The sequence below is a fragment of the Mucilaginibacter sp. SG564 genome, assembly GCF_013149275.1.
Taxonomy (GTDB): domain Bacteria; phylum Bacteroidota; class Bacteroidia; order Sphingobacteriales; family Sphingobacteriaceae; genus Mucilaginibacter.
The window spans coordinates 409902-431854 of sequence record NZ_JABGNA010000004.1 but is presented as its reverse complement, the minus strand read 5'-3'; the positions used below and the strand labels follow the sequence as shown (position 1 = coordinate 431854).

The 21953-nt window shown below is 39.9% G+C and carries 18 protein-coding genes; 2 read left to right on the top strand and 16 right to left on the bottom strand.

The features are described from left to right. Positions 1 to 5 precede the first annotated feature (5 nt). The gene (locus FHW89_RS11770) at positions 6 to 1274 is read right to left on the bottom strand and encodes an ectonucleotide pyrophosphatase/phosphodiesterase (RefSeq protein ID WP_172335228.1); all 1269 of its coding nucleotides are present in this window, start codon (positions 1272 to 1274) and stop codon (positions 6 to 8) included. 102 nt (positions 1275 to 1376) lie between these two features. Next, positions 1377 to 2957: a GDSL-type esterase/lipase family protein gene (locus FHW89_RS11765; protein ID WP_172335227.1), complete on the bottom strand. Its 1581-nt coding sequence runs from the start codon at positions 2955 to 2957 to the stop codon at positions 1377 to 1379. Positions 2958 to 3131: 174 nt separating this feature from the next. Between FHW89_RS11765 and FHW89_RS11760 the strand changes: the two genes are divergently transcribed. Next, entirely contained in the window at positions 3132 to 3593 is a 462-nt protein-coding gene (locus tag FHW89_RS11760; RefSeq protein WP_172335226.1) for a hypothetical protein, read from the top strand. A 175-nt stretch (positions 3594 to 3768) separates the two neighbouring features. Here FHW89_RS11760 and FHW89_RS11755 read toward each other — a convergent pair whose 3' ends face one another. The 14 genes from FHW89_RS11755 to FHW89_RS11690 form a co-directional block, all read right to left on the bottom strand. Continuing rightward, on the bottom strand, positions 3769 to 4194 hold the full coding sequence (locus FHW89_RS11755) for a BLUF domain-containing protein (RefSeq protein ID WP_172335225.1): 426 nt from the start codon (positions 4192 to 4194) through the stop codon (positions 3769 to 3771). A gap of 144 nt (positions 4195 to 4338) precedes the next feature. Further along, the gene (locus FHW89_RS11750; RefSeq protein ID WP_172335224.1) at positions 4339 to 5100 is read right to left on the bottom strand and encodes an MBL fold metallo-hydrolase; all 762 of its coding nucleotides are present in this window, start codon (positions 5098 to 5100) and stop codon (positions 4339 to 4341) included. After that, positions 5097 to 5369, bottom strand: coding sequence for a hypothetical protein (locus FHW89_RS11745; RefSeq protein WP_172335223.1), 273 nt, complete (start codon positions 5367 to 5369; stop codon positions 5097 to 5099). The genes FHW89_RS11750 and FHW89_RS11745 overlap by 4 nt, the downstream gene beginning before the upstream one ends. A 148-nt stretch (positions 5370 to 5517) precedes the next feature. Then, positions 5518 to 6084 (bottom strand): CAP domain-containing protein, encoded by a 567-nt coding sequence (locus FHW89_RS11740; protein ID WP_172335222.1) that lies wholly within the window; start codon positions 6082 to 6084, stop codon positions 5518 to 5520. A gap of 169 nt (positions 6085 to 6253) precedes the next feature. After that, positions 6254 to 7045 (bottom strand): hypothetical protein, encoded by a 792-nt coding sequence (locus tag FHW89_RS11735; RefSeq protein ID WP_172335221.1) that lies wholly within the window; start codon positions 7043 to 7045, stop codon positions 6254 to 6256. 332 nt (positions 7046 to 7377) lie between these two features. Then, positions 7378 to 9366 (bottom strand): IPT/TIG domain-containing protein, encoded by a 1989-nt coding sequence (locus FHW89_RS11730; protein ID WP_172335220.1) that lies wholly within the window; start codon positions 9364 to 9366, stop codon positions 7378 to 7380. Positions 9367 to 9461: 95 nt separating this feature from the next. Then, positions 9462 to 10400, bottom strand: coding sequence for a phosphatase PAP2 family protein (locus tag FHW89_RS11725; RefSeq protein ID WP_172335219.1), 939 nt, complete (start codon positions 10398 to 10400; stop codon positions 9462 to 9464). 2 nt (positions 10401 to 10402) lie between these two features. Then, positions 10403 to 11029 (bottom strand): sterol desaturase family protein, encoded by a 627-nt coding sequence (locus tag FHW89_RS11720; RefSeq protein WP_172335218.1) that lies wholly within the window; start codon positions 11027 to 11029, stop codon positions 10403 to 10405. Between the two features lie 237 nt (positions 11030 to 11266). After that, positions 11267 to 11986 (bottom strand): CDP-alcohol phosphatidyltransferase family protein, encoded by a 720-nt coding sequence (locus FHW89_RS11715; protein ID WP_172335217.1) that lies wholly within the window; start codon positions 11984 to 11986, stop codon positions 11267 to 11269. A gap of 25 nt (positions 11987 to 12011) precedes the next feature. Continuing rightward, entirely contained in the window at positions 12012 to 14573 is a 2562-nt protein-coding gene (locus FHW89_RS11710; RefSeq protein WP_172335216.1) for a DUF5686 and carboxypeptidase-like regulatory domain-containing protein, read from the bottom strand. Between the two features lie 643 nt (positions 14574 to 15216). Continuing rightward, positions 15217 to 16539: an inositol-3-phosphate synthase gene (locus FHW89_RS11705; RefSeq protein WP_172335215.1), complete on the bottom strand. Its 1323-nt coding sequence runs from the start codon at positions 16537 to 16539 to the stop codon at positions 15217 to 15219. Between the two features lie 231 nt (positions 16540 to 16770). After that, positions 16771 to 17757: an NAD(P)-dependent oxidoreductase gene (locus FHW89_RS11700; RefSeq protein ID WP_172335214.1), complete on the bottom strand. Its 987-nt coding sequence runs from the start codon at positions 17755 to 17757 to the stop codon at positions 16771 to 16773. Next, entirely contained in the window at positions 17754 to 18872 is a 1119-nt protein-coding gene (locus FHW89_RS11695) for a hypothetical protein (RefSeq protein ID WP_172335213.1), read from the bottom strand. The genes FHW89_RS11700 and FHW89_RS11695 overlap by 4 nt, the downstream gene beginning before the upstream one ends. Positions 18873 to 18976: 104 nt before the next feature. Beyond that, positions 18977 to 20188, bottom strand: a complete 1212-nt coding sequence (locus FHW89_RS11690; protein WP_172335212.1) for a pyridoxal phosphate-dependent aminotransferase family protein — start codon at positions 20186 to 20188, stop codon at positions 18977 to 18979. 367 nt (positions 20189 to 20555) lie between these two features. Between FHW89_RS11690 and FHW89_RS11685 the strand changes: the two genes are divergently transcribed. Next, the gene (locus FHW89_RS11685; RefSeq protein WP_172335211.1) at positions 20556 to 21908 is read left to right on the top strand and encodes a TolC family protein; all 1353 of its coding nucleotides are present in this window, start codon (positions 20556 to 20558) and stop codon (positions 21906 to 21908) included. Positions 21909 to 21953: the final 45 nt, after the last annotated feature.

Sequence of the window (21953 nt, the reverse complement as noted above, 5' to 3'; positions counted from 1 at the left end):
TTTGTTTATTTCTTTTTAACCAGAATGGTGTGCGCCAGTTTATCGGTGCCATCAACCTTGCCCGAATATTTAAGGCCTAATATACTTTTTACGAGGTTAAAAACCGATACATTTTCAAATGATGGAATGGTGGTGTGCTTTTTAAAAGAAGGTCCCCAGGCCAGGAAGGTGGCATGCATATCCTTAACCACAGTAGGGTCATATCCATGCCAGCCCGGATGTATTTTTCTGTTGGATAAGTTAAACACTTTAGGGTAGTGGGGTATTAGCAATATGTCGCCAATGCGATTGTGCCAATCATCGGCCTGGCCGTAATGTAATCTGGCCGGGACATTGGTTTTAAGATACACGTCATAATCAACCGATTCCTGTTTTAACTTTTTGTAAGCACCGTCGATATCGGTTTTGTTTTTGGCATACAGTTCCACCAGGATACCATCGCCAGATACTAAAAATTTAGAGGTATCAATAGCCGCGGGAATACCGATGGGGTGTTCTTTGTCGACATAGGTCATGCCATGGTCTGATACAAAAATGAAGTTTGCTTTGATCCCGGTTGTTTTTACAGCTGTGTTTAGCTCATTAACCGCCGAATCCACAAAATGTACCTCATGGGCTGTTTCGGGCGCGTCGGGGCCATACATGTGCCCGGCGTGATCAACCTGCGGAAAGTAGAAAGTGATCAGGTGCGGGCGCTCGGCTGGTGGCAGTTTTAGCCATTTTACCACAGCCTCAATACGGTCATGAATAGCTATCTTTTCATTATAAGTATAATAATAGGTTGGGCGGATGTTCTGTATAGCGGCCTCTGAGGCGACCCAGTAAAAACTGGCCGAAAGCATGCTCTGCTGTTCTGCCAATACCCATAATGGCGAACCGTAATACCAGGAACCATTAGCAACTTTGGCTTTGGTGCCCATGTAATAGGTATCGTGCCGGTCACGGTCATAAAAAGCGTTATTGACCAGGCCCGAATGCGAAGGATACAGACCGCTTACTAAAGCATAATGATTAGGAAAAGTAACGGATGGGTAGGATGGAACCATCGACGCGGCGCTCACACCCTCCTTACTTAAGGCAAGTAGATGGGGAGCCTGGTATTTTTTTGCGTAATCATATCTAAAACCATCCGCCGAAATCAGGATCACGTATGGCTTGTTTTGCTGTCTGATACTGTTTTTACGACCGGGTATGATCTTCTGAACGGTGTCTGCCTGTCCAAATGAGATTACGGCTTGCAAAAAGACTGCAATAAAGAGGATGTACTTTTTCATAGATAACGATATGCGCAAATTTATACCAATAGCATTATCGTTTTGATATGATTGAGTTAAATTACCTCGCTCATGATTTTGAGAGAGGTAATTTAAACGCGCTTACTTGCGTTTTAAAGCCTCAGCAATAGCTTTTTCGACCAGTGGTTCCATTACTTTGTAACCGGCCAGGTTGGGGTGTACGCCGTCGCCGGATAAAGATTGAGGCAAGCCCTTGCGCTCATCGGCCATAGCCGAAAAATAATCAAGATATACCATGCGGTTTTTATCGGCAAAATCTTTGATCATGGCATTCAGACGTACTACCTTTTCGGCAGGAGCCATTCCCGGGCGCCAGGGAAAATCAAATGCTGGTAATACCGACGAAAGAACTACCTTAATACCGGCGGCTTTAGCCAGCAGCGCCATGGATTGAATATTGCCAAAAACATCTTCCAATTTGATGGGGCCATTGTTTTCGGCAATATCATTAATGCCTGCCAGTATCACTACCACGCCGGGTTTTAAGTTGATCACATCATCACGGAAACGCACCAGCATCTGAGTGGTAGTTTGCCCGCTGATGCCCCGGTCATGATAAGGCTTGCCTGCAAAAAATGCAGAGTCGCTTCTGATCCAGAAATCAGTGATCGAGTCGCCCATGTAAACCACACTCTTAGGGTTAGCCTCTTGTGCAATTACCTTTTCGTTATCGGCTGCGTAGCGTTTAATATTGGCCCAGTCCTTACGCAGCTGCTCATCATATTTTTTGTGATTGTTTTCCACCTCAGCCAGTTTTTCCTGTGGTGATTTGGCCTTCGGATCTACCGGTTTTAAAAAGCCTTTTAAGCCCAGCCAGTCGTTAAAACGCTCTATCCAGGTATCTGTAGGTATATTTTGTTTACGCATGCCAAAACCATGGCTCCCTTTTGCATACAAATGCAGTTCGGCGCTGTGGTTGGATGCGAGCCATTTAGAATACAGATCGACGCTATGAGGAGCAAGATGCAGGTCATCATCAGTAGCCGCAGTCAGAAACAAAGGTGGCGCATCATCAGGAATGGCAGATTGCAATGCCGCGGGGAAATACGGGTAGATTGGCGCTACAAAGTCGGGCTTGTTAGCGGGCGTGTATTTATAGGCCGACGCCGCAGCCAAAGTTCCGCCGGCCGAAAACCCCATAATACCTATACATGATGGCGACAAACCATATTCAGAAGCATGTTCGCGCACATAAGTAATGGCTTGCCTTGCATCGGCAATACTTAACGGTATTATTTTGGTAAGACTTTGTTCAAAACCTTTTTTAGCCATATTGGTAGCAAGCTCCTTCATGGGGTCGTTGGTAAGGCTTTGCGTCAATCGGTATTTTAATACAAAAGCGGCCACGCCATGTTGGTTAAGCCATTTAGCTACATCATTACCTTCGCTGTTGATAGATAATACCTCGAAACCGCCACCCGGGCAAATAACCACGGCGGTGCCGGTAGCGATAGCAGGATCGGGTAAAAATACTTCCAGAGAAGGATGTACAACATTGTAAACCAACTTTACATTAAATAGCTTATTTTCACTTTCGCCTTCGGTCCAGTTCCAGTTTTCGGAACCCGGAGCAGCACCCTGGTATAATTGAATGATTTTTTGCTGTGCTTCTGCTGATGTTATGAAAAACAAAAGCCCTATAAATATTAGTTTCAGTTTCATACAATTGGTTTGATTGATAGCTAAATGTAATGCTTAATTACAATATTATAAAAGCATTTAGCACAGATCAATAATTACTCCTGTTTATTGTGTAATATTAAAGATACTTAGCAAGTATCGCTACTATCCTCACAATGTTTTCGTTATATTCATAAAACTGATTTTTTTGATGTTATGGTATCCGGTAAAATAAATGCGTTGTTCTTCCCTGCCATACTGCTGTTATTACTACTATCGTGCAGCAAACAGCCCAAGGTTTTCGAAAGCAATTGTAATGATGGGATATCCTTTAAAAAGGTTGAGTTTACAGAACTGGTGAGTCACTTGAAAAACTATAATGGTCAGTATGTAGAAGTAACTGGAAAATATGTGGAAGGAGTTGAGCAGTCGGCTTTATTAAATGATAGTCTTTTTGCCGATCACTCCTTTAAAAAAGCGTTGTGGGTTGATTTTAGCCAGGAATGCCCATTATACTTAACTGGTACTCGCGAAGGACTATTTCAATATAATAACGGGACGTTTACCCGGATCAATAAGAGATTTATTACGATAAAAGGTAAAATCAATGTGCGCAACACTGGGCATTTAAATAAATATAAAGGCGCGATAGAAAAGGTGAGTTTTATTAAATTGTGATTGAATTATAAATTTATTAATTTTGTGATAAATTAAATAAGTAATTGTAAATTTATATGTCGTTGTTGTTAATTTGCAATAGAAAAAGAATTTTAAGTGTAAAACATTATCTAATAGTTATTGTTTTATCCTTAACTAATGTATTGAAAAGGATAGCTATTATAAAAGTTGGAGGTTAAAAGGAAATATATAGCTTATTATTATCAACAAAATTTTTAAGCATATTAATGGTGATATGTTCAGAGTTCTTGGTTAAACTTAGTTCGGGCGAACTAAGAAATCCTTCAATTTCCTGCAGGGTTTCTGAATTTATAGAGGCAAATCCCATTGACCAGTCTGGGAAGTTTCTTTGTTCGAGTACTCCGGACGCTAGTTTGATGATGTTCTTGTGCCTGATGAAGTCCAATTCGATAGCTCTGTAAATCAGATCCACTGAACTTTCTTCGCCTTCCAGCACTTGCATAAAAGTGCCCTGGCAGTATAGCAGCATGCCTGTAACGCTATACTTTTTATTTTTGGTGCGAGCAATAGTAAGCAAATCTAAAAGCTCTTCTTCAGTCATCAGCCTTACAGCCGTGCTTACATAAACAATATATTTCATCTAATAGGGGCTTGCTATCCGAATAAGTACATATTATGTACCCAAACGGATGCCTACAAATATTGTTTTTTTTTGTGCGAAAATTGTCTTTTTTTCTACTTATTTATTGTAAAATGTTAAACATCAGCGTTGTTGTTAGAGGGCTCAAATAATGAGTTTCATGCCGTCATAGGCCAGTTCAATATTGTCTGGTAATTCCTTTGAAACGTCAAAATGGGTGCCTAAACGATGGCTGATGTGAGTAAGATAAGTTTTCTCGGCATCCATCTCATTGGCGAAATTGATAGCTTCATCAAGCGTAAAATGAGATATATGAGTTTGTTTTTGGAGCGCATTGATCACCAATATTTTTGTCCCTTTTATCTTTTCCTTTTCACTATTGGGTACTGTTTTTGCGTCGGTGATATAAGTAAAATCTTTTACCCTAAAACCCAGTATTGGAAGTTTATAATGCAGTACTTCAATAGGTGTAAAAATATTGTTACCAATTGAAAATGGGCGCAGATCAATAGGGTGTACCATCACCTGCGGTATTCCCGGATAACCTGTTCCGTCAAAAACATATGGAAACTCGCGCACCAGTGCTTTTTGTACTCTTTGATCGGCATATATATCAACGGGGCTGTTTTGTTTGTAGTTAAAAGCCCTGATATCGTCCATACCCGCGATGTGGTCTTTATGCTCGTGAGTGAATACAATGGCATCAAGGTGCTTTACACCGGCTCGTAACATTTGATACCTGAAATCGGGGCCTGAATCAACCACCATGGTTTTATCTTCGGCCTCTATTAAGATGGAGGTCCGTAACCGATTATCCCGGGTATCGGTTGATGTACATACCTCACAGCCGCAGGCAATGACAGGCACGCCCTGTGAAGTTCCGGTTCCTAAAAATGTTATGGTCACAGCTGCAATTTAGTTTGTTTGATCTCCTGCAAAAACGCAACCTGTTTTTCGTCGAGCAGTTTATAATCTATCTCAAGCTCACGCAGTAATTCAACAATGGCCAATATTTTACTTTCCAGGTTTGAAAAACGGTTAACAATAACCATACGACTACTGAGCAATAAACAGGAGCCGGTTTTAAAATTGCCTTTTTCGTACCGCACTTTATATCCGGCCGATTTAAGCAGCATTTCCAGTTTTTCAAGCGTATGATTGGTAGCGGATAGCATTAATTTCAAAATTAGCAAAAGTATGTATAAAAGCACTTTGAATTTAGGGAATTTTGAAAAGCTGACTTTAAGATTGCCTGAATAGAAGCTGTAAATACAGTATATATTAGCTGCAACCATTCAATAATCTGCACCTCCGCACCTAGATCTAATCGTGACCGGTGGACGGCTGTTGCACCATACGGTATTTGCCCGACTTAATGAGCTTTTGCTGCTCGGGCGAAAACGACTCCCGGCCGCCAAAATCCTGCACCCAGTAATTCCGGTACATAGCAACACCTACTTCTTTAAAATCGGGGTTCATGAGATTTTTGCAATGGCCCTCGCTTTTAAACCAGCCGTCCATTACCTCGGCAATACTTTGCTGTCCGGCCGCAATGTTTTCGCCAATGGCAAAGCTTTTATAGCCCTTGAATTTATATCCCGCAGATACGATCCTGTCTTCCATACTTCGGCCATCCCTGCTGGTATGATCAAAATAATTTTGCCGGGCCATATCTTTAGCATGACCTTCGGCGGCATCCTGCAAATCATCATTCCAGGTTAGGGGCGGCGCAGGGTGGTAATATTTCAGGCCACAGTTACAGCCTTTTTGCCTGGTTAAGTTTATACGGTTTAAGAACTCATTTTTAAATTGCCTGCTTTGGCCATAAGCGCCGCAAAATGTAAACAAAGCTGCAAAAGTAAAAATGGTTTTAATGATCAGTTTCCTCATATCATCAGTATGACAATTTTCCTGGCAACGGGTTTAATTAAATTAAAACGGTGATATATGCAACGTTATGATCGTGGTTTTCTTATACGTAAACGCCATATTCCATGTTTGCGGCGTATCGAATAAATGATCACGGCAATGGTCATCAGCGCAAGCAATATAATAAATACTACAATGAGGCTATGCGTTTGACGGAGCTTGTCTTGGAGGGCTTCTTCTTGCCGGCGGGAGGCGTTTTCTTGCTGGAGGCGAGTACTTTTTTTTTGATAATAATCGAGTCTTGTTTTTTAATCCGGAGGGAATCCTGTGTGTTGATGCGTGCCAAACGATCAATTTGGGCCTGGTGTATACTATCATCAATTTCCTCATGCCGTTTTATGGCCAGCGCGGCGTTATCAAAATCTTTCATCTGGCGATATAAACCGGCATAACCAACCTGTACTGCTGATTCTTTTTGCGGATCTTTGTTTTTAACAGACAATGCCAGGGCTTCATTCAAATCGTGCATTGCCCATTTATAATCTTTCATATCGGCCTTTATAGCCGAAAGCTCGATTAACGAAGTAATGATATTAGATACATCTTTTTTCTGGCGGGATATGGCATTGGACTGCAAAATGAACCATTTGGCCTGGATATATCTGTATTGCTGCCGATAAATTTTGGCCAGACTATTATAACAAGTGCGTAAACCCAGCGTATCTGAAATGTTTGAGAAATTATGTAGGGCCAGCATGGTATAGTTTAACGCTTCCGTCTGGTTATAATATTTGAACCGGCGGCTGTGGATAGTGTCGTTTTTTAACAGATACTGATTTGCGATCTCCACATATATGGGACCTTTTAATGAGTCTTTAGTAACCTGAAGTTTTTGTTTCAGGCTGTCCAAATCACCCGCTGCTTGCGCTGATAATCGCAATCCGGCTAAGAGAATAAAAAGGCAGGTAATCAGTTTCTTCATGTAAGGGTTATCGTATCAACAGTTAATTTGAATAATAACCTGTCAAATAGTGTGCCTGTTTCTGATTTATTGATCTGAATATAGGTGATATTAAGCGATTTGTAATTTTTTATAGCCTAAAGATATTTTTGTAATAGAATTTAAACCTGGATGTTACCAGGTAAAAGGAGTTGTATTTTTATGAAGTGATGATGGTATGGAAAATAGTACAGTGTTTGTATTGATCGAATTGTTTTTCTGCTCAAAATTTGGCCCGATGCGGCACACCGGTAGGAATGGAGTATCCGCATAACAATGAGTTTAGATACTGTCGTCACATACCTAATATGCTTTTATTGAATATCGTTTACAAGGGCAGTATATAGTGTGCTTGCGGTTCCATCTGTATTAACTGTCAATACATAAGCTTTTGAACCCAGGCTGAAAGAACTCCTTGTTGATATATAACTTCCGAAACCAACTTTGGTTTTTTGTGTCCAGGTATCCGTTATTGGGTTATATTGAAAACAGTTATTGCTGTAATTATCGGTAGTTACACCGCAAACATAGCCCATATTATTAAGTGTAAAGCCGCTCGCAGTACCGAAGGCATTTACTAAGGGAGTCTTCTTTGTCCAGGTATCGGTTTGCGTGTCGTATTGCTCCAGCCAATTACCGTTGTAGGTTTTATAAACAATATAACCCTTAGTGCCAATAACAAAGCTGCCGGCAATACCGTCAAAATAAGGACTGTTGAATCCACTTATCTTTTTCCAGGAATTTGTTTGAGTATTATAAGCAAAGAAATCGTTAAAGGCACCCACATCAACACCAAAGCCCATGTAAACTGTAGCTCCTGCAGAAAAAAGCGTAGGAACGTTTCTGGCCGCCCCGGGAAATTGTGCTTTGGGGGTTAGCTGTTTGGATGCCGGATCATATTGCCAGAAGGTGCCATTGGCCGCAGCCGAATAAACGTATGCCTTTGAGTTTACTACGGTTACTCCCTGAACATTACCATTGAGTGGAGCTAATTCCTGATACTGCGACCATGTATTTGATTTGGCATCGAATTTAAATACATAGATACGGCCCGTGCCCCCAAGCGGTACCAGGGTATAAGCTTCGTTATTTATTACAAAATTGGAGTTAACAGGACTTGCGAAGGGCAGGTTATTTGCCATCATGAGCCATTTATCAGTAATAGTTACACTACCGCTGTAATTTACTGTTTGCCCTAATACATTTACAGATATAGAGGCGACGCGGGTTGGATAAGGGGCTTCTGGTATTCGGATTTTAATGCTACTACGTGTTGCTGTAAAAATATCGGCCTTTACGCCGTTTACAAACACCTTATTGTAATCATATTGTGCAGACGGAAAGAAATTATTACCGTTGATAACCAGGTTATCTAAGGTATAAGCGTTTGTCGGTACTTGTAAAATTGTGGGACTGGCTAATGAAAATAGGGAAGTGCTTTTAACACTTTGAAATTGAGCAACCACAGTAATGGGTACAGGAGTGTTATAAATAGTAGGAACAATCACTGTCATTTTATTTTTGCTGGTTCCTATAATTTGTGCTTTAACCGTACCAAAATCAACCTCTGTGGTAAAATTACTGATCCTGTCAAAATGATTGCCGATGATTTCCACTGTATCACCCATGAATTTTTTATTGGTAAAAGACGTAATAATGGGTGTGGACAATTGGTAGTTACGATAGGTAGATCTGGTACTATCGCCATCTTTTAGCGTTAAATTGTTACTATAGCGCCCATTCATATAAGGAATTATGCAAGTAATCAGCGAATCCGTAATACTTATCGTTGAAGCTTTATATGAATCAAAATAAGCAGCTGTTTTTTTAATATCAAAGTATTTACCATGTATGATTATGGTATCCCCCATGTCGGCAGTTGCAGGTGTTATACGAGTGATTAGAATTGGCTTGCTGCCTTGTGATATAAATGACAATACGGCACCTTGCTTTTCGGCTCCGTTTAAACTTTTAAACGCTCTGAAAAAATATTTGTGCCCGCTTTTAAGTCCTTCTAAAATATCAGCGTAAAATTTTTCAGTTACCTTTATGCCAAGTGAAATTTTTGCACTCTTTGCGAATAAACTGTCCTCTCCATATTCAAACCCGTAGTCGGTAATCTGGGGATCAGGTGTCAATGAACCAAATAGCCTTACACCTCCACCCTCCATTAAACTGTCCTTTAGGGTAACAATGGTCGGTTTTTGGGTTGGATCAACCTTTTGCTCTTTTTTGCACGATAACACGATGGCCGAAACTACAAACGAGAATAAAAGAAAATAAAAGGTGAATTTATGTAACATTTAATAAGGTTTGGTTTTATAAAAATATAAAGTAATTAAGATCATCGCAAATTATGCGGCCTGTGCTTAATGTAATTTGCCTAAGTAGATAGTTTTCACAATATCACTTGCTCGTATCTATCAGTAGATGTCTGCAACCATTTAACCTTTTTCATTAAAAGGTTAAATAACGATATGCCTAAAATAGCCGTGGTGATACCTGCCAAAACATCCAGCACGTAATGATGACTTGCATAAACAGCGGTAAACCAAATACCCAACATCACAATAGCAAAGAAGATACTGGCCACTTTATAACGGCTTTTTATACCATAGTAAAGCACTATAACCGGGTAAGAGGAATGAAGTGACGGCATAGCCGCAAATACGTTAGAGCCTTTGGTATAGATGGATTTAAAGATGCCGGCATGAAAATACGCGTCGAACTTAGCCAGACCGGCCACGTTACCCGCGGTTAACGGTGTAAAGTGAAATCCATAATACTGAACATACCATGGTGGAGCGGCGGGGAATGTATAATAAACCACAAAACCCAACAGGTTCACCAACACAAATGTGAGCGAGAAATACAGGAATTGCCGTTTATTTTTGAAAAACAAGAAAGCGGCAAAGCCTAAAGGGACTGGTATCCAGCACAGATAAAACAAGCCGGTTACTACATCTATAAATGTTGTGCCGTGGATACGCCAATATTCATTTGGGGTTAATAGTTTATTATGGTCATGTATCCCGAAAATGTGTTTTTCAAAATTGTACAGGTCAGCTATATGAACAGGTGTATAATGGTAGTTCGGGAAGGCCTTCATATAATCAAATATGATCCAGTATACAATGAATATACTAAAGCCTAATATGAATTTGCGCGTAACAGGTGACAGGTAAAAAAGTACATTGAATATACCCACCAATACCAACTCGGATGAGTTGTAACCAATAAGGAAATTGGAAATAACTAAATAAGCTATTGAAAGGAGTGTAACAACCAGTATTGATTTAGCATTTACGGTTACGCTGTTTTGTCTGGTACTATCCACACCTATTTCTTTAAAAAACCTGAACGGAATATTTTATCCCAAAGCGGCGAACTCACACCGTAACCCTTTTCAGGATCCTGGTAGTGATGCAACATATGGTGCTGTTTTATTTTTTTGAAAAGACCGCTTTTGAAGTTAAAATGATGCATGGCATAGTGCGATATATCATAAAACAGATAGCCTAAAATAAAGCCCGGAAAAAAACCAAATATGTAGTTTGCAGGTAACAAAGCTTTAAATAAGAAGTAAAAGCCCGTGGCCAGCGGAATGCTTAATGATGGCGGCAATACCAAACGTTTAGCATCGCTGGGATAGTCATGGTGTACGCCGTGCATAATAAAATGCAGACGTTGGGCCCACTTCCAGTTTTCATTTGGCTGATAATGGAAAACAAAGCGGTGCATGATGTATTCAACAATGGTCCAGATAAATAAACCAGCTAAAAACAAGCCGATATAAAGTAAAAAGTTCATGCCTGCTTCAAAGAAAGCTTCGTATGTACATACCAAGATAACGGGTACAAAAATGTACAGGGGTACGGTATAATGTACCTTTGATAAACCTTCTAAAAAGTCGCTTTTAAACATTCTCACCGACTCCTGAGAATTGGAGACATAATTTTTCTTCATAGCATATCAGGTTTTAAAATTTTAATGATTTCTCTGCCTGTTATTGTCTTTTAATAATATATAAGTTAGCAAAACCTAACCGGGTTCAATTTTAATAAAGATTTACTATTGTGTAAACACCTTTATTTAAAGGTTACGAAGATATGATATTTTAATTATTGAATTACTGAGTTATTGAATTAGTGATTTCTCTTAATTTCAACAAACGTAGTCACTTCAATGTTCTTTAATCAATAATTAGTTATTTTTCTCCGCTTCAATTAAAGCTCTTTTAGCCTCTCTTAACCGGTTAAACGCGGTAATGTTGGTAAGTACGGCCAGTATTACCAATGGAATAGTAAATATAGATATGGTTTCAAATACATGAAACTTAACTCCTGGAATAAATAGTTTGTAATTACCGCCAATGTATTGAGCCACTATACCACTTAAAGCAGCACATAAGCCAATAGTTACTACACGCTCAGGGCGTTGCATCAGTCCGCCTTTAACTTCTACGCCTAAGCCTTCGGCGCGGGCCCTCACATAACTTACCATCATTGAACCAATAAGGGCAATAAACGCGGCAATGGAGCTCAGGAAATAATGGTGAGCAACCAGGTAATAACAAATACCTAAAAACATGATCAGTTCGCTGTAGCGATCAAGTACCGAATCATACAAAGCGCCAAAGGTTGATTTCATATTACCAAGGCGGGCCACCTGTCCATCGAGCATATCAAATAACCCGGCAAACAGAATTAAACCACCGGCCCAGCCTACATAACTCAGATCGCCGCGATTACCCTCTTCCGCACCCAATATAAATATGGCAGCTACGCCCACATTTAACACAAAACCAATTGAGGTCACCGCGTTTGGAGTTAACCCAACCTTGATCAAAATTTTTACAAAAGGATCAATCACCTTATAAATACCTAACTGGAGGTTTGTTCTTAGGGATGTTTGCTGTTCCATTTTTTTGTATTTATGCTGTACAAAATTAAAAATCAAATTTGACACGTACACGGATACCATCACGCGGCACATCCGGATGGTCCAGATAATTGAATCGCCTTACATAATCAACCCGTATAAATTTAAATATATTTTCGACACCAACACTACCTTCCACATAAGGTGTTTTACCCAATGCATAGGTGATCGGTAAGCCATTGGCGTCAATTGGTAATTGATATAATGACGGATGAATATTTGGATTGTTATTATCACTTAAACCACCGTACAACACTTTTGCCGAAAATGTTTCGCGCCATTTTAATCTTTTCAACAAGGGTATTTTATTGAAAAAGAAACCGCCGAAGTGATGGTCAATCCTGAAGCTCGCATACTTATCACTGGCAAACTCCAAAAAGTTCATCAGGTTATAAGAATCGATGTCATAAGCATAAGTTTGGTTGGCTTGGTGAATGGTTAACAACGGAAATGGTACCTGACCAAATATTTTGCCTGCGGAAATACTCAGGTCTGAATATCCCAATTGCGACAGGTATAAACGTTTGTCGATCCTGAAATCAAGTTTTTGATAGTTATACTCACCATTAAATAAACCTTTAACACCTGTGGTATAATCCAATTCAAGGGTAGGGTACGGATTAGGAATAGGTATACGGTAAATTTTACCCTGATAAAATTCCTCATGCGGTGCCCAGCGGATCGTTCCTGTGAGCTCTGTGGTGGTTAAAGAGTTTATCACATTCGGCTGCCCATTTACTACATTATTAAAATATAGCGACCCTGCAGGCGCCTGTTTCCAGTTTTTAAAACCAGCCGCGAATGATAAGTGGTTCTCCAACTCATGCACGTAATCTAACCTGTAATAGTCATTATACAGATACTTATCATTTGTACCGCGTTTAAATGACAACAAGAAGTTATCCTCCTGTACAAATTGCAGGTTTGCACCGGGTATTTTAGTGTCTTTTTGATAACTGGCCCTGATATAGTTTTGCGGGAATTTATAAATAGACTTATTGTTAAGCGAGTAGGTAGCACTTAAAAAGTATTTCCATTTCTCATCCTTAAAACCATAAGCGGCATAAGTTTCGAAATAATAACGTTTGCTTAGTTCTGGTGTAGTACGACCGCCTAAACGCAGACGTAAACCTTCAACCGGATTAAAGCTGTAAAATGTGTTGGCAGGACCGATCTCAAATTTGCCAAAGCCTTTGTAACCTGCAAGCAATAGGGTAGCAATATCAACCGTACGTTTGTATGATGGCATATTCCTCAAACTGTCTACGTTTTTGTAAACTTTTGATTCGGCTGTGGTAAGTGTATCCAGACGGTTCTTCTCCCAGAATGAAGCGGGCCGTGTTTTAGCTTCATCTTGTGATTCTTCCGATTGTTTGGTATAGGCAGTATCCGGCCGCGGATGATTAACTATATAGTTTTTGTAGGTAATGGTTCGCATACCCAGCAACCCGCTTTTACCCTCCTTTTTGGTGGCTCCAAACTCAGCTATGGTATTGCTCCGGCTCAGGTGGTAACGGTTGTCAGGATTCTGTTCAAAATCCAGATCGACCTCCATAGAGCGTATAAAGTTGATGTTGATATGCTTGTTGATCTTCAATACCGCTTTTTGCACAGCGTAGTTGCCGTCAAGGGTAATGTATATCATCCCTTCAAAAAGTACGTCGTTACTGTTACGTGGTGTAAAGCTCAGCTCAACCAGTTTTTGGTTTTTGGCGTCGGTAATGGTATCGGTAATAAAGAATTTATAGTAGTTAGGCGAATTGTTGGATATCGGACTTAAAAACTGACTGGTGATCAAAAAGATATCATTGTCATAAATATCCACGTTATTGTACAGGTGTTTGAAGTATTGTTTAACACCTTCGTTATCAACCGCAGGACCGAAGTTTACCCCACGCTGGCCAATCACAACTTCGCGTTTCTTTTCGGGATTTTTGCGGTAATAATTCTGCGATAGTTTTTCATCCAGATAAACCGGTAATATCGATTTTCCAGGTAAAATGGTGCTATCGCGGTTATCGATGATGAACTTGTATTTTCGGAAAAACTTTCTATCCGAAAACGCTGCAGATACGTTGATAAACCCGAACATCATTTTATCATATTCGCGGTACTCTACATAATCATAAGCTTCGGGGCGGTTTTTGGGTTTGTTTTCGATAACCTGGCGTATCAGTTCAACCGCAGGATTGTCTTTATTGCGGTATTTGGGTTTTTTGCCTGATTTTATCACAACTTCATTCAGTTGTTTGGCCGAAGGATAAAGCTTTACATTGATCACCTGCTCCTTACCCGGTTCAACCGCTAAAAAGGCATCCTTATAACCCAGAAAAGAAATTTTTATTTGCTTAAGTGTAGCGTTTGTGGTCGAAAGTCGGTATTTACCATTATTATCGGTCGCTACGCCAACAGTGGTACCTGTAAATGCAACCGCAACATAAGGAAGGGTTTGTTTATTACTGGCATCCGTAACCGTACCCGTTATAACAGTTGTTTGCGCAAATAATGATGAAGCAGAAAAAAAGAGTATTAAAAAAAATAAACTTTTATAAAAATTTTTAAAATCCATGTACTTTATGCAATTATGCAAATACAAAACTCTTTGTTAATCCTTTACCCTTATTCCTTGTATAAGCTATTTATCACTTTGATATGATAGCCAAATTGTTATGATAACAGGGCACAAATCTCAATTATCCTAATCAATCAAACTGATGTTTTCCTTTACCTTAATTGAGCAGCGTAGATAGTTATATCCGGCCCTATTTGGCCTTGACATAACTATCCCATTAGCTTGTAATTGCGCTTCAAAGGTAGAAAAATTTATTACAGACTAATGTGGTCAAAAAGTCAAATATTCCCTGCACAATGCATCAAAGCCACCTTGCTGCTAAATATTACCATTAAATTATATTACACTGAAAACGGTGCTATGCTTTATATATTATGAGCTGTTTACCGGCAGCCGGTTTTATTGTTTTACCTAAAGTATTGAATTTTAGATTGGTTTAAACAAACAGATATTGGTTGTCATCGGATTTTTATAAAGTTTAACAACCTGATAACAACTATTTTACACAATCAATAAATCAAGGCTTTATGTGTGATAAGGAAATGATCAGTTACCGGTGGCAATTATAAGCAAAAAAATAACCGGTTGTATACAGCATAAGCTGCAAAACAACCGGTTATAGCAGATTTGGTCAAATAAATTATGCTTCGGCGTAAGCTTCTTCGTAATAGTCTAACCCAAGGTGAGTTATCAGATCTTCACCCATCATATAGCGTAAGGTATTTTCCAGCTTGATAAGTTGTTTAAATATATCATTTTCCGGACGAAGGCCTTCGGCTGTTTGAGGCGATTTAAGATAGAATGATAACCACTCCTGTATACCACTCATGTTGGCGCGTTTGGCCAAATCGCAGAATAAGGCCAGGTCAAGAGCGATAGGGGCAGCCAGGATAGAATCACGGCAAAGGAAATTGATCTTGATCTGCATTTTGTAACCCAACCAGCCAAAAATGTCAATATTATCCCAACTTTCTTTATTATCGCCATGCGGAGGATAATAGTTGATGCGTATCTTGTGATAGATCTCGCCGTAAAGCTCCTGGTTTTCCTCCGGTTTAAAAATATCTTCCAGAACACCTAATTTGGATACTTCTTTGGTTTTAAAGTTGTCCGGATCATCCAATACAAGGCCATCGCGGTTACCCAATATATTGGTCGAGAACCAACCGTGTACACCCAATGAACGTGCTGCCAAACCAGGAGCCAGGATAGTTTTCATTAAAGTTTGACCTGTTTTGAAATCTTTACCGGCAATAGGGGTTTGGGTTTCTTTTGAAAGTTCAATTAAGGCCGGGATATCAACGGTTAAGTTAGGAGCGCCGTTAGCAAAAGGCACACCCAATTTTAAAGCCGCGTAAGCGTAGATCATGCTTGGTGCTATCAGTTTATCATCATCCAACAACGCCTGCTCAAAAGCCGCCAAAGTTTGGTGTATGGCCGATGCCTCGTAATAGATCTCGGTTGAGCCGCACCAAACCAAAACAACCCTGTCCAGTCCGTTTTGCTCTTTAAAGTTTTTGATGTCCTCCATTACCTGTTGTGCAAGCTCATAACGTGTACCTTGTTTTACATGTGTACCGTTCAGGTTTTTGGCGTAATTTTTATCAAAGGCGGCTTTCATCGGCTTGATAGATTCTAACTCAGCTTTAACCGAGTTTAATAATCCCGGCTCAAGTACTTTTGCATTTGCAGCTGCCTCGTATACGTTATCTTCATAAACATCCCAACCGCCAAAAACTATATCTCCAAGATTAGCAAGTGGCACAAACTCCTTAATTTTAGGATTACGGTTCTCTGTTCTTTTACCTAAACGGATATGCCCCATTTGCGTAAGTGAACCTATAGGTTGTGAGATACCTTTTTTTACTGCTTCAACACCGGCAATCAGTGTAGTTGCCACAGCTCCTAAACCTGGGATAAGGATACCCAGTTTGCCTTCGGCGGGTGAAATTTTCATTTTCATTGACTTATTTATTGTTGATTATTGGATTGAGGCGTTGTTTGCCATAGTCCGTGGTTTTTACTCTTTTTTTGCTGTTTTAATCCTTTTTCGCTTTACTTAAACGTTTAAGTAAAGCGAAAAAGGATTAAAATTCTATTTGCATATTCCGTGTTCAAAAGTAACTTAAACGTTTAAGTTGTAAAACAAGGAAAGCGGATTTTTTATTTTCATCATTACATTATTTAATTGGGATCAAAGCCATTTATTGGCTTTATACCAGGTTAGTGTCTCGGCCAAACCCGTTTTGAGGTTATACGCCGGGTAAAAGCCCAGATCTGATTTTGCGCTTTCGTTATCGCAATACCAGTTTACTGCCATGAGCTCATCTATCTTTTCGATATTCACTACAGCGGCTTTATTTCTCAAAGAACTCACTTTTTCTGATATGGCGGCAATTATTTTTACAAAATTTACAGGCAAATGAAATTTAAAGGTAGTTATACACAATATTTCCTTAGTCAGGTCACCTAATTCATACTTGCTGTAAAAGTTGCCGTCGCTCAGGTTATAGGTTTGCTGATTGCCGCCATGTAGAGCCTTTATGGAGGCCTTTGCCACATCTTTTACGTAGATAAAGCTTAGCTTTTGCTGGCCTTTGCCAATATATGGCTCAAGCCCTTTTACTACTTGCTTAAAGAATATGAAGATGCCGGTATCCCTTGGCCCGTAAACAGCGGTAGGGCGTAGTATGGTATAATTTAAGTTTTCAACCGTGCGCAGTTGTTGCTCTGCCAGTAGCTTGCTGCGGCCATAGGCTGTAACGGGGGCAGGAGGGGTAGCTTCGGTTATGATACCCGTTAATGTGTTAAGCGGACCTATTGCGGCCAGGCTGCCTATCAGTACAAACTTTTGCAAACCAGGACAAGCATCAGCTGCTGCTGTTGCCAGGTTATGCGTGTAGGTAGCGTTAATGTGATTATATTCGGCTTGTGACCGGGCCGATGTAACGCCAGCCGCATGAATGATATAATCGGGCTTAATATCGCTGAGCTGTTGTTTTAACGTTGGCAGATCTTTGTAATTGAGTTCGGCATAGTTAATAGTAAGGTGCTTTAGGTGATCAATATTGCTGCTTTTGCGTATGGCAGCGTAAACTTCCAGATCCTGACTTAACGCTTCTTCAATTAAGTGATACCCAACAAAGCCACTGGCACCGGTTATTAAAACCCGTTGTTTCATATGGCTTTTTCGTATAGCCTGTATTTTTTATAGGGATTGCCGTTTATGGCTTCTATAGCCCGGTTTACCATATCGTTGTGTTCCAGGGTCCAGCCGGCTTCGGCTTGTTTCATGCCTTTACGCCTGTACTCTTTAATAATGGTACCATATAAGCAAGCTTCGATACCCATTTTACGGTAGCCATCAATAACGCCCAGCGCATATATACGCAGGCTTTGTATTTTTTTACGACCGAATAAGAGTTTGAAAATACCCGTAGGTAACAGGCGACCACGCTTAATTCTCTTAAAAATCTCGTTGTAGTTGGGCAGGGCCAGTCCAAAGGCAACTATTTTACCTTCCTGTTCGGCAACCAGTACAAAATCTTTGTCGAGTATTAACTTCAGATCTTTGGCCAGGTAATCAAACTCATCATCACTTAGCGGAACAAAGCCTTCATTATGATCCCAGGCTGAGTTATAAACTTCGCGGAGCTTAATGGACTCCTCTTTGAAGTTTTTGAGGTTTAAAGTGCGGATAATGATATTGTTACGTTTTAAACGCTCCTCCAACGCGCTTAACAAGCGTACCGATTTATCGTCGTAGCTTTTATCGTCCCAGTGCCAGGCAATCAGATCGGCGTTTTTGGTAAAACCATAACCATCTATCAGATCGGCATAGTAGGGGGCGTTATAGGTTTGCATTAAAAACGGCGAACTGTCAAATCCTTCTATTAGTAAACCGCAGGGTTCGTTGGTTGAAAAATTAACAGGGCCAATCAGTTTCTGGGTCACACCTTTTTGTTTGAGCCAATCGGTAACTGTATTAAAAAGTGTTGTTGCTACCTCTTTGTCATTAATGCAATCAAAAAAGCCAAAAAAACCATCATTGGTATTGTTGAACTTGTTATGTGCATTATTGAGTATAGCTGCAATGCGACCTACAATTTTATCGCCATCATAAGCTAAAAAAGTTTGTACGGTATTATGCTTATGAAAAGGATGTATAGTTAACAGATCGCGCTGAGCTATGAACAATTCCGGAACGTAGTATGGATCGTCCTGATACAAATCATGTGGAAAATCAATAAATGACGCTAATTCTTTTTTCGAACTAACAGTTACAATTTTTATCATGAGTGGTATTTATAAAATTGTTGCTTGAGGTATAAAATGAAACGCCCGTGTGCAGGAGCTTGTTTTGATAAAAAAGCTATGAGCACACGGACGTTTTTGTTTATTTAGATATTTTCTTTAACAGAAGCTGCAGATACACCAACTTCTTTAAATGCTTTTGAAAGTTTTTCAACGGCTTCGTCAATTTGAGCAAAGGTGTGCGTAGCCATTAATGAAAAACGCAGCAATGATGAATCTGAAGGTACGGCCGGCGAAACCACCGGGTTAACAAATACACCTGCAGCTTGCAGATATTTGGTTACCAGGAAGGTTTTTTCGTTATCACGTACATAGATAGGTAATATCGGGCTTTCTGTAGGGCCAAGGTCAAAACCTTCATCCAACAAAAGTTTTTGAGCGTAATTGGTATTGTCCCAAAGTTTTTGGATACGCTCAGGTTCAGATTCGATAATATCCAAAGCCGCAATTACACTGGCAACCGAACCCGGAGGCATACTTGCACTAAACATTAATGAACGTGCACGGTGTTTGATATAATCGATAGTGTCCTTATCGGCTGCAATAAAACCACCTAATGATGCCAGTGATTTACTGAATGTACCCATGATCAGGTCAACATCTTCGGTAAGGTTAAAGTGCGATGCGGTACCTGCACCTTTATGGCCAATAACGCCTAAACTGTGGGCATCGTCAACCATAATATTGGCACCAAACTCGTCGGCCAGTTTAACAATCTCCGGCAATTTAACAATATCACCTTCCATGCTGAATATACCATCAACAGCGATAACCTTCACCGCCTCTTCGGGCAAAATGCTCAGTTTACGTTGCAGATCGTCCATATCATTATGGGCGTATTTGATCACTTTTGAAAATGATAGCCTGCTGCCATCAATGATAGACGCATGATCATATTCATCTAATATAAGATAATCATTACGGCCTGTAATGCAGGAAAGCACACCCAGGTTAACCTGGTAACCGGTGCTGAGCAAAACAGTGGCTTCTTTACCTACATAGTCGGCAAGCCTGTTCTCTAATTCGATATGAATATCAAGTGTACCATTCAAAAACCTCGAACCGGCACAGCCTGTGCCGTATTTGTCAATTGCTTTCTTCGAAGCTTCTTTAATCTTTGGGTGATTGGTTAGCCCTAAGTAGGAATTGGAACCAAACATTAACACCCTTTTGTTATCTATTATTACTTCAGTGTCCTGAGCAGACTCAATAGGCCTGAAATAAGGATACAATCCCTTCTCCCGGAGCATATTTGCAACCTGGAACTCGGCGATTTTCCCATGTAGTTTTTTAACCATGTATTAACCCTGCTTAAATTTTGTGTAAAAATACCATGAATAAGCATATAACCTATATGGTAAATGTAATTTTTTAAAAAAATGCTTATTCTGATCTCAAAACAGCGGCAAGCATTCTAAATTATATCACGGCAAATTAATTAATTTTTTTATTTATTTCGCACCACAATTTTTCATTTTTTTGTAAAAAGCCCAAAAACGCATGATTTTGGCATGTTTTTATAAATTTTACGTAAAATTCTTGTTCTTGATTTTAATTTAGTAATATTAATCACATATTAGCGCCGCCCCTGTATAAATCGGTAAAAACCCAGAGATTGATTTTTTGTTGTTTTCACTGATAATTAACATCACCTATAGCCACCTTATGAAAAAAAATAAGTATTTAGTATTTTTCATTACAATCGTCTTAACATTAATTTTACATTCACCAACCTGGTCACAAACCGTCGCTGATAGCATTAACGGGCCTGTTTCTTTAAAGCAATGTGTTGAGTTTGCCCTTCGTAACCAGCCCGCGGTTCGGCAGGCCTCCATCGATGAACAGATCAATGAAAAGGATATCCGGATAGGGCTTTCTGCCTGGTTACCCCAGCTCACCGGATCGGGGATATATAATTACTATTTTAAAGGAACGCCGCAGGCAGGGGCGTCGGGGGCCAACTTTCCGTCAAGCTCGGGCATCCGTAATCTGTCTACACTCGGGTTACAGTTAAATCAGGTGATCTATAATAACGATGTATTACTGGCAGCCAAAACCGCTAAATATTCTCGCCAGTATTATAAACAAAACACGCTGAGCAGCCAGATCAATGTAGTATCTGACGTGAGCAAGGCATTTTTTGATGTGTTGCTTTCTCAAAAACAACTGAACATCACCAACGAAGATATCATCCGCTTACAAAGAAGCCTGAAGGATGCTTATAACAGGTATCAGGCAGGTGTATCTGACAAAACAGATTATAAACAAGCCACTATATCGCTCAACAATTCATTAGCCACGCGCAAGCAAACCGAAGAGGCTATTAAAAGTAAAACGGCTTATTTAAAACAGATCATGGGGATCGACGGATCAAAAAATCTGGATCTGGCCTATGATTCATCCCGTTATGAGCAAGCAGCCGTTATTGATACCAATCAGCAGTTGGATTTTAATAACCGCATTGAATACCGTTTGCTGCAAACCACTAAAGTATTGCAAAACGTTAATGTTAATTATTACAGGTTTGGATTTTTACCTTCCTTGTCGGCAGTAGGTAGTTATAACCGGGCTTATTTCAGCCATGATTTTTCAGATCTGTACGACAAGGCATACCCAACGGGCTATGCGGGACTTACTTTAAGCCTTCCGATTTTTCAGGGCACCAGGCGCCTGCAAAACCTAAGCAAAGCTAAGTTGCAGGTTGAGCGTACCGATCTTGACTTGGAAAATAGCAAAAACACCATCAATACCGAATATGTACAGGCACTGGCCGGTTATAAAAGTAATTACACCAGCTACCAGCTGATCAGGCAAAATGTTGATCTGGCTAAGGATGTATACAAGGTGGTAAGCCTGCAATATCGCGAGGGTATTAAAACCTATCTTGATGTTATAGTATCGCAATCAGATCTGCGTACAGCCGAATTAAGCTATTATAATGCGCTGTTTCAATTACTATCCAGCAAGATCGATCTGCAAAAGGCTTTGGGAACGCTTGGCGTAGATACTAATCAATAATTTAAATAATAAGGCACCTGAGCTTAAATAAACGAATAACTGCGC

Coding starts and splice junctions, on each gene's coding strand:
- FHW89_RS11770 (WP_172335228.1), bottom strand. CDS start 1,274: ATGAAAAAGTACATCCTCTTTATTGCAGTCTTTTTGCAAGCCGTAATC.
- FHW89_RS11765 (WP_172335227.1), bottom strand. CDS start 2,957: ATGAAACTGAAACTAATATTTATAGGGCTTTTGTTTTTCATAACATCA.
- FHW89_RS11760 (WP_172335226.1), top strand. CDS start 3,132: ATGGTATCCGGTAAAATAAATGCGTTGTTCTTCCCTGCCATACTGCTG.
- FHW89_RS11755 (WP_172335225.1), bottom strand. CDS start 4,194: ATGAAATATATTGTTTATGTAAGCACGGCTGTAAGGCTGATGACTGAA.
- FHW89_RS11745 (WP_172335223.1), bottom strand. CDS start 5,369: ATGCTATCCGCTACCAATCATACGCTTGAAAAACTGGAAATGCTGCTT.
- FHW89_RS11740 (WP_172335222.1), bottom strand. CDS start 6,084: ATGAGGAAACTGATCATTAAAACCATTTTTACTTTTGCAGCTTTGTTT.
- FHW89_RS11735 (WP_172335221.1), bottom strand. CDS start 7,045: ATGAAGAAACTGATTACCTGCCTTTTTATTCTCTTAGCCGGATTGCGA.
- FHW89_RS11730 (WP_172335220.1), bottom strand. CDS start 9,366: ATGTTACATAAATTCACCTTTTATTTTCTTTTATTCTCGTTTGTAGTT.
- FHW89_RS11720 (WP_172335218.1), bottom strand. CDS start 11,029: ATGAAGAAAAATTATGTCTCCAATTCTCAGGAGTCGGTGAGAATGTTT.
- FHW89_RS11715 (WP_172335217.1), bottom strand. CDS start 11,986: ATGGAACAGCAAACATCCCTAAGAACAAACCTCCAGTTAGGTATTTAT.
- FHW89_RS11710 (WP_172335216.1), bottom strand. CDS start 14,573: ATGGATTTTAAAAATTTTTATAAAAGTTTATTTTTTTTAATACTCTTT.
- FHW89_RS11705 (WP_172335215.1), bottom strand. CDS start 16,539: ATGAAAATGAAAATTTCACCCGCCGAAGGCAAACTGGGTATCCTTATC.
- FHW89_RS11700 (WP_172335214.1), bottom strand. CDS start 17,757: ATGAAACAACGGGTTTTAATAACCGGTGCCAGTGGCTTTGTTGGGTAT.
- FHW89_RS11695 (WP_172335213.1), bottom strand. CDS start 18,872: ATGATAAAAATTGTAACTGTTAGTTCGAAAAAAGAATTAGCGTCATTT.
- FHW89_RS11690 (WP_172335212.1), bottom strand. CDS start 20,188: ATGGTTAAAAAACTACATGGGAAAATCGCCGAGTTCCAGGTTGCAAAT.
- FHW89_RS11685 (WP_172335211.1), top strand. CDS start 20,556: ATGAAAAAAAATAAGTATTTAGTATTTTTCATTACAATCGTCTTAACA.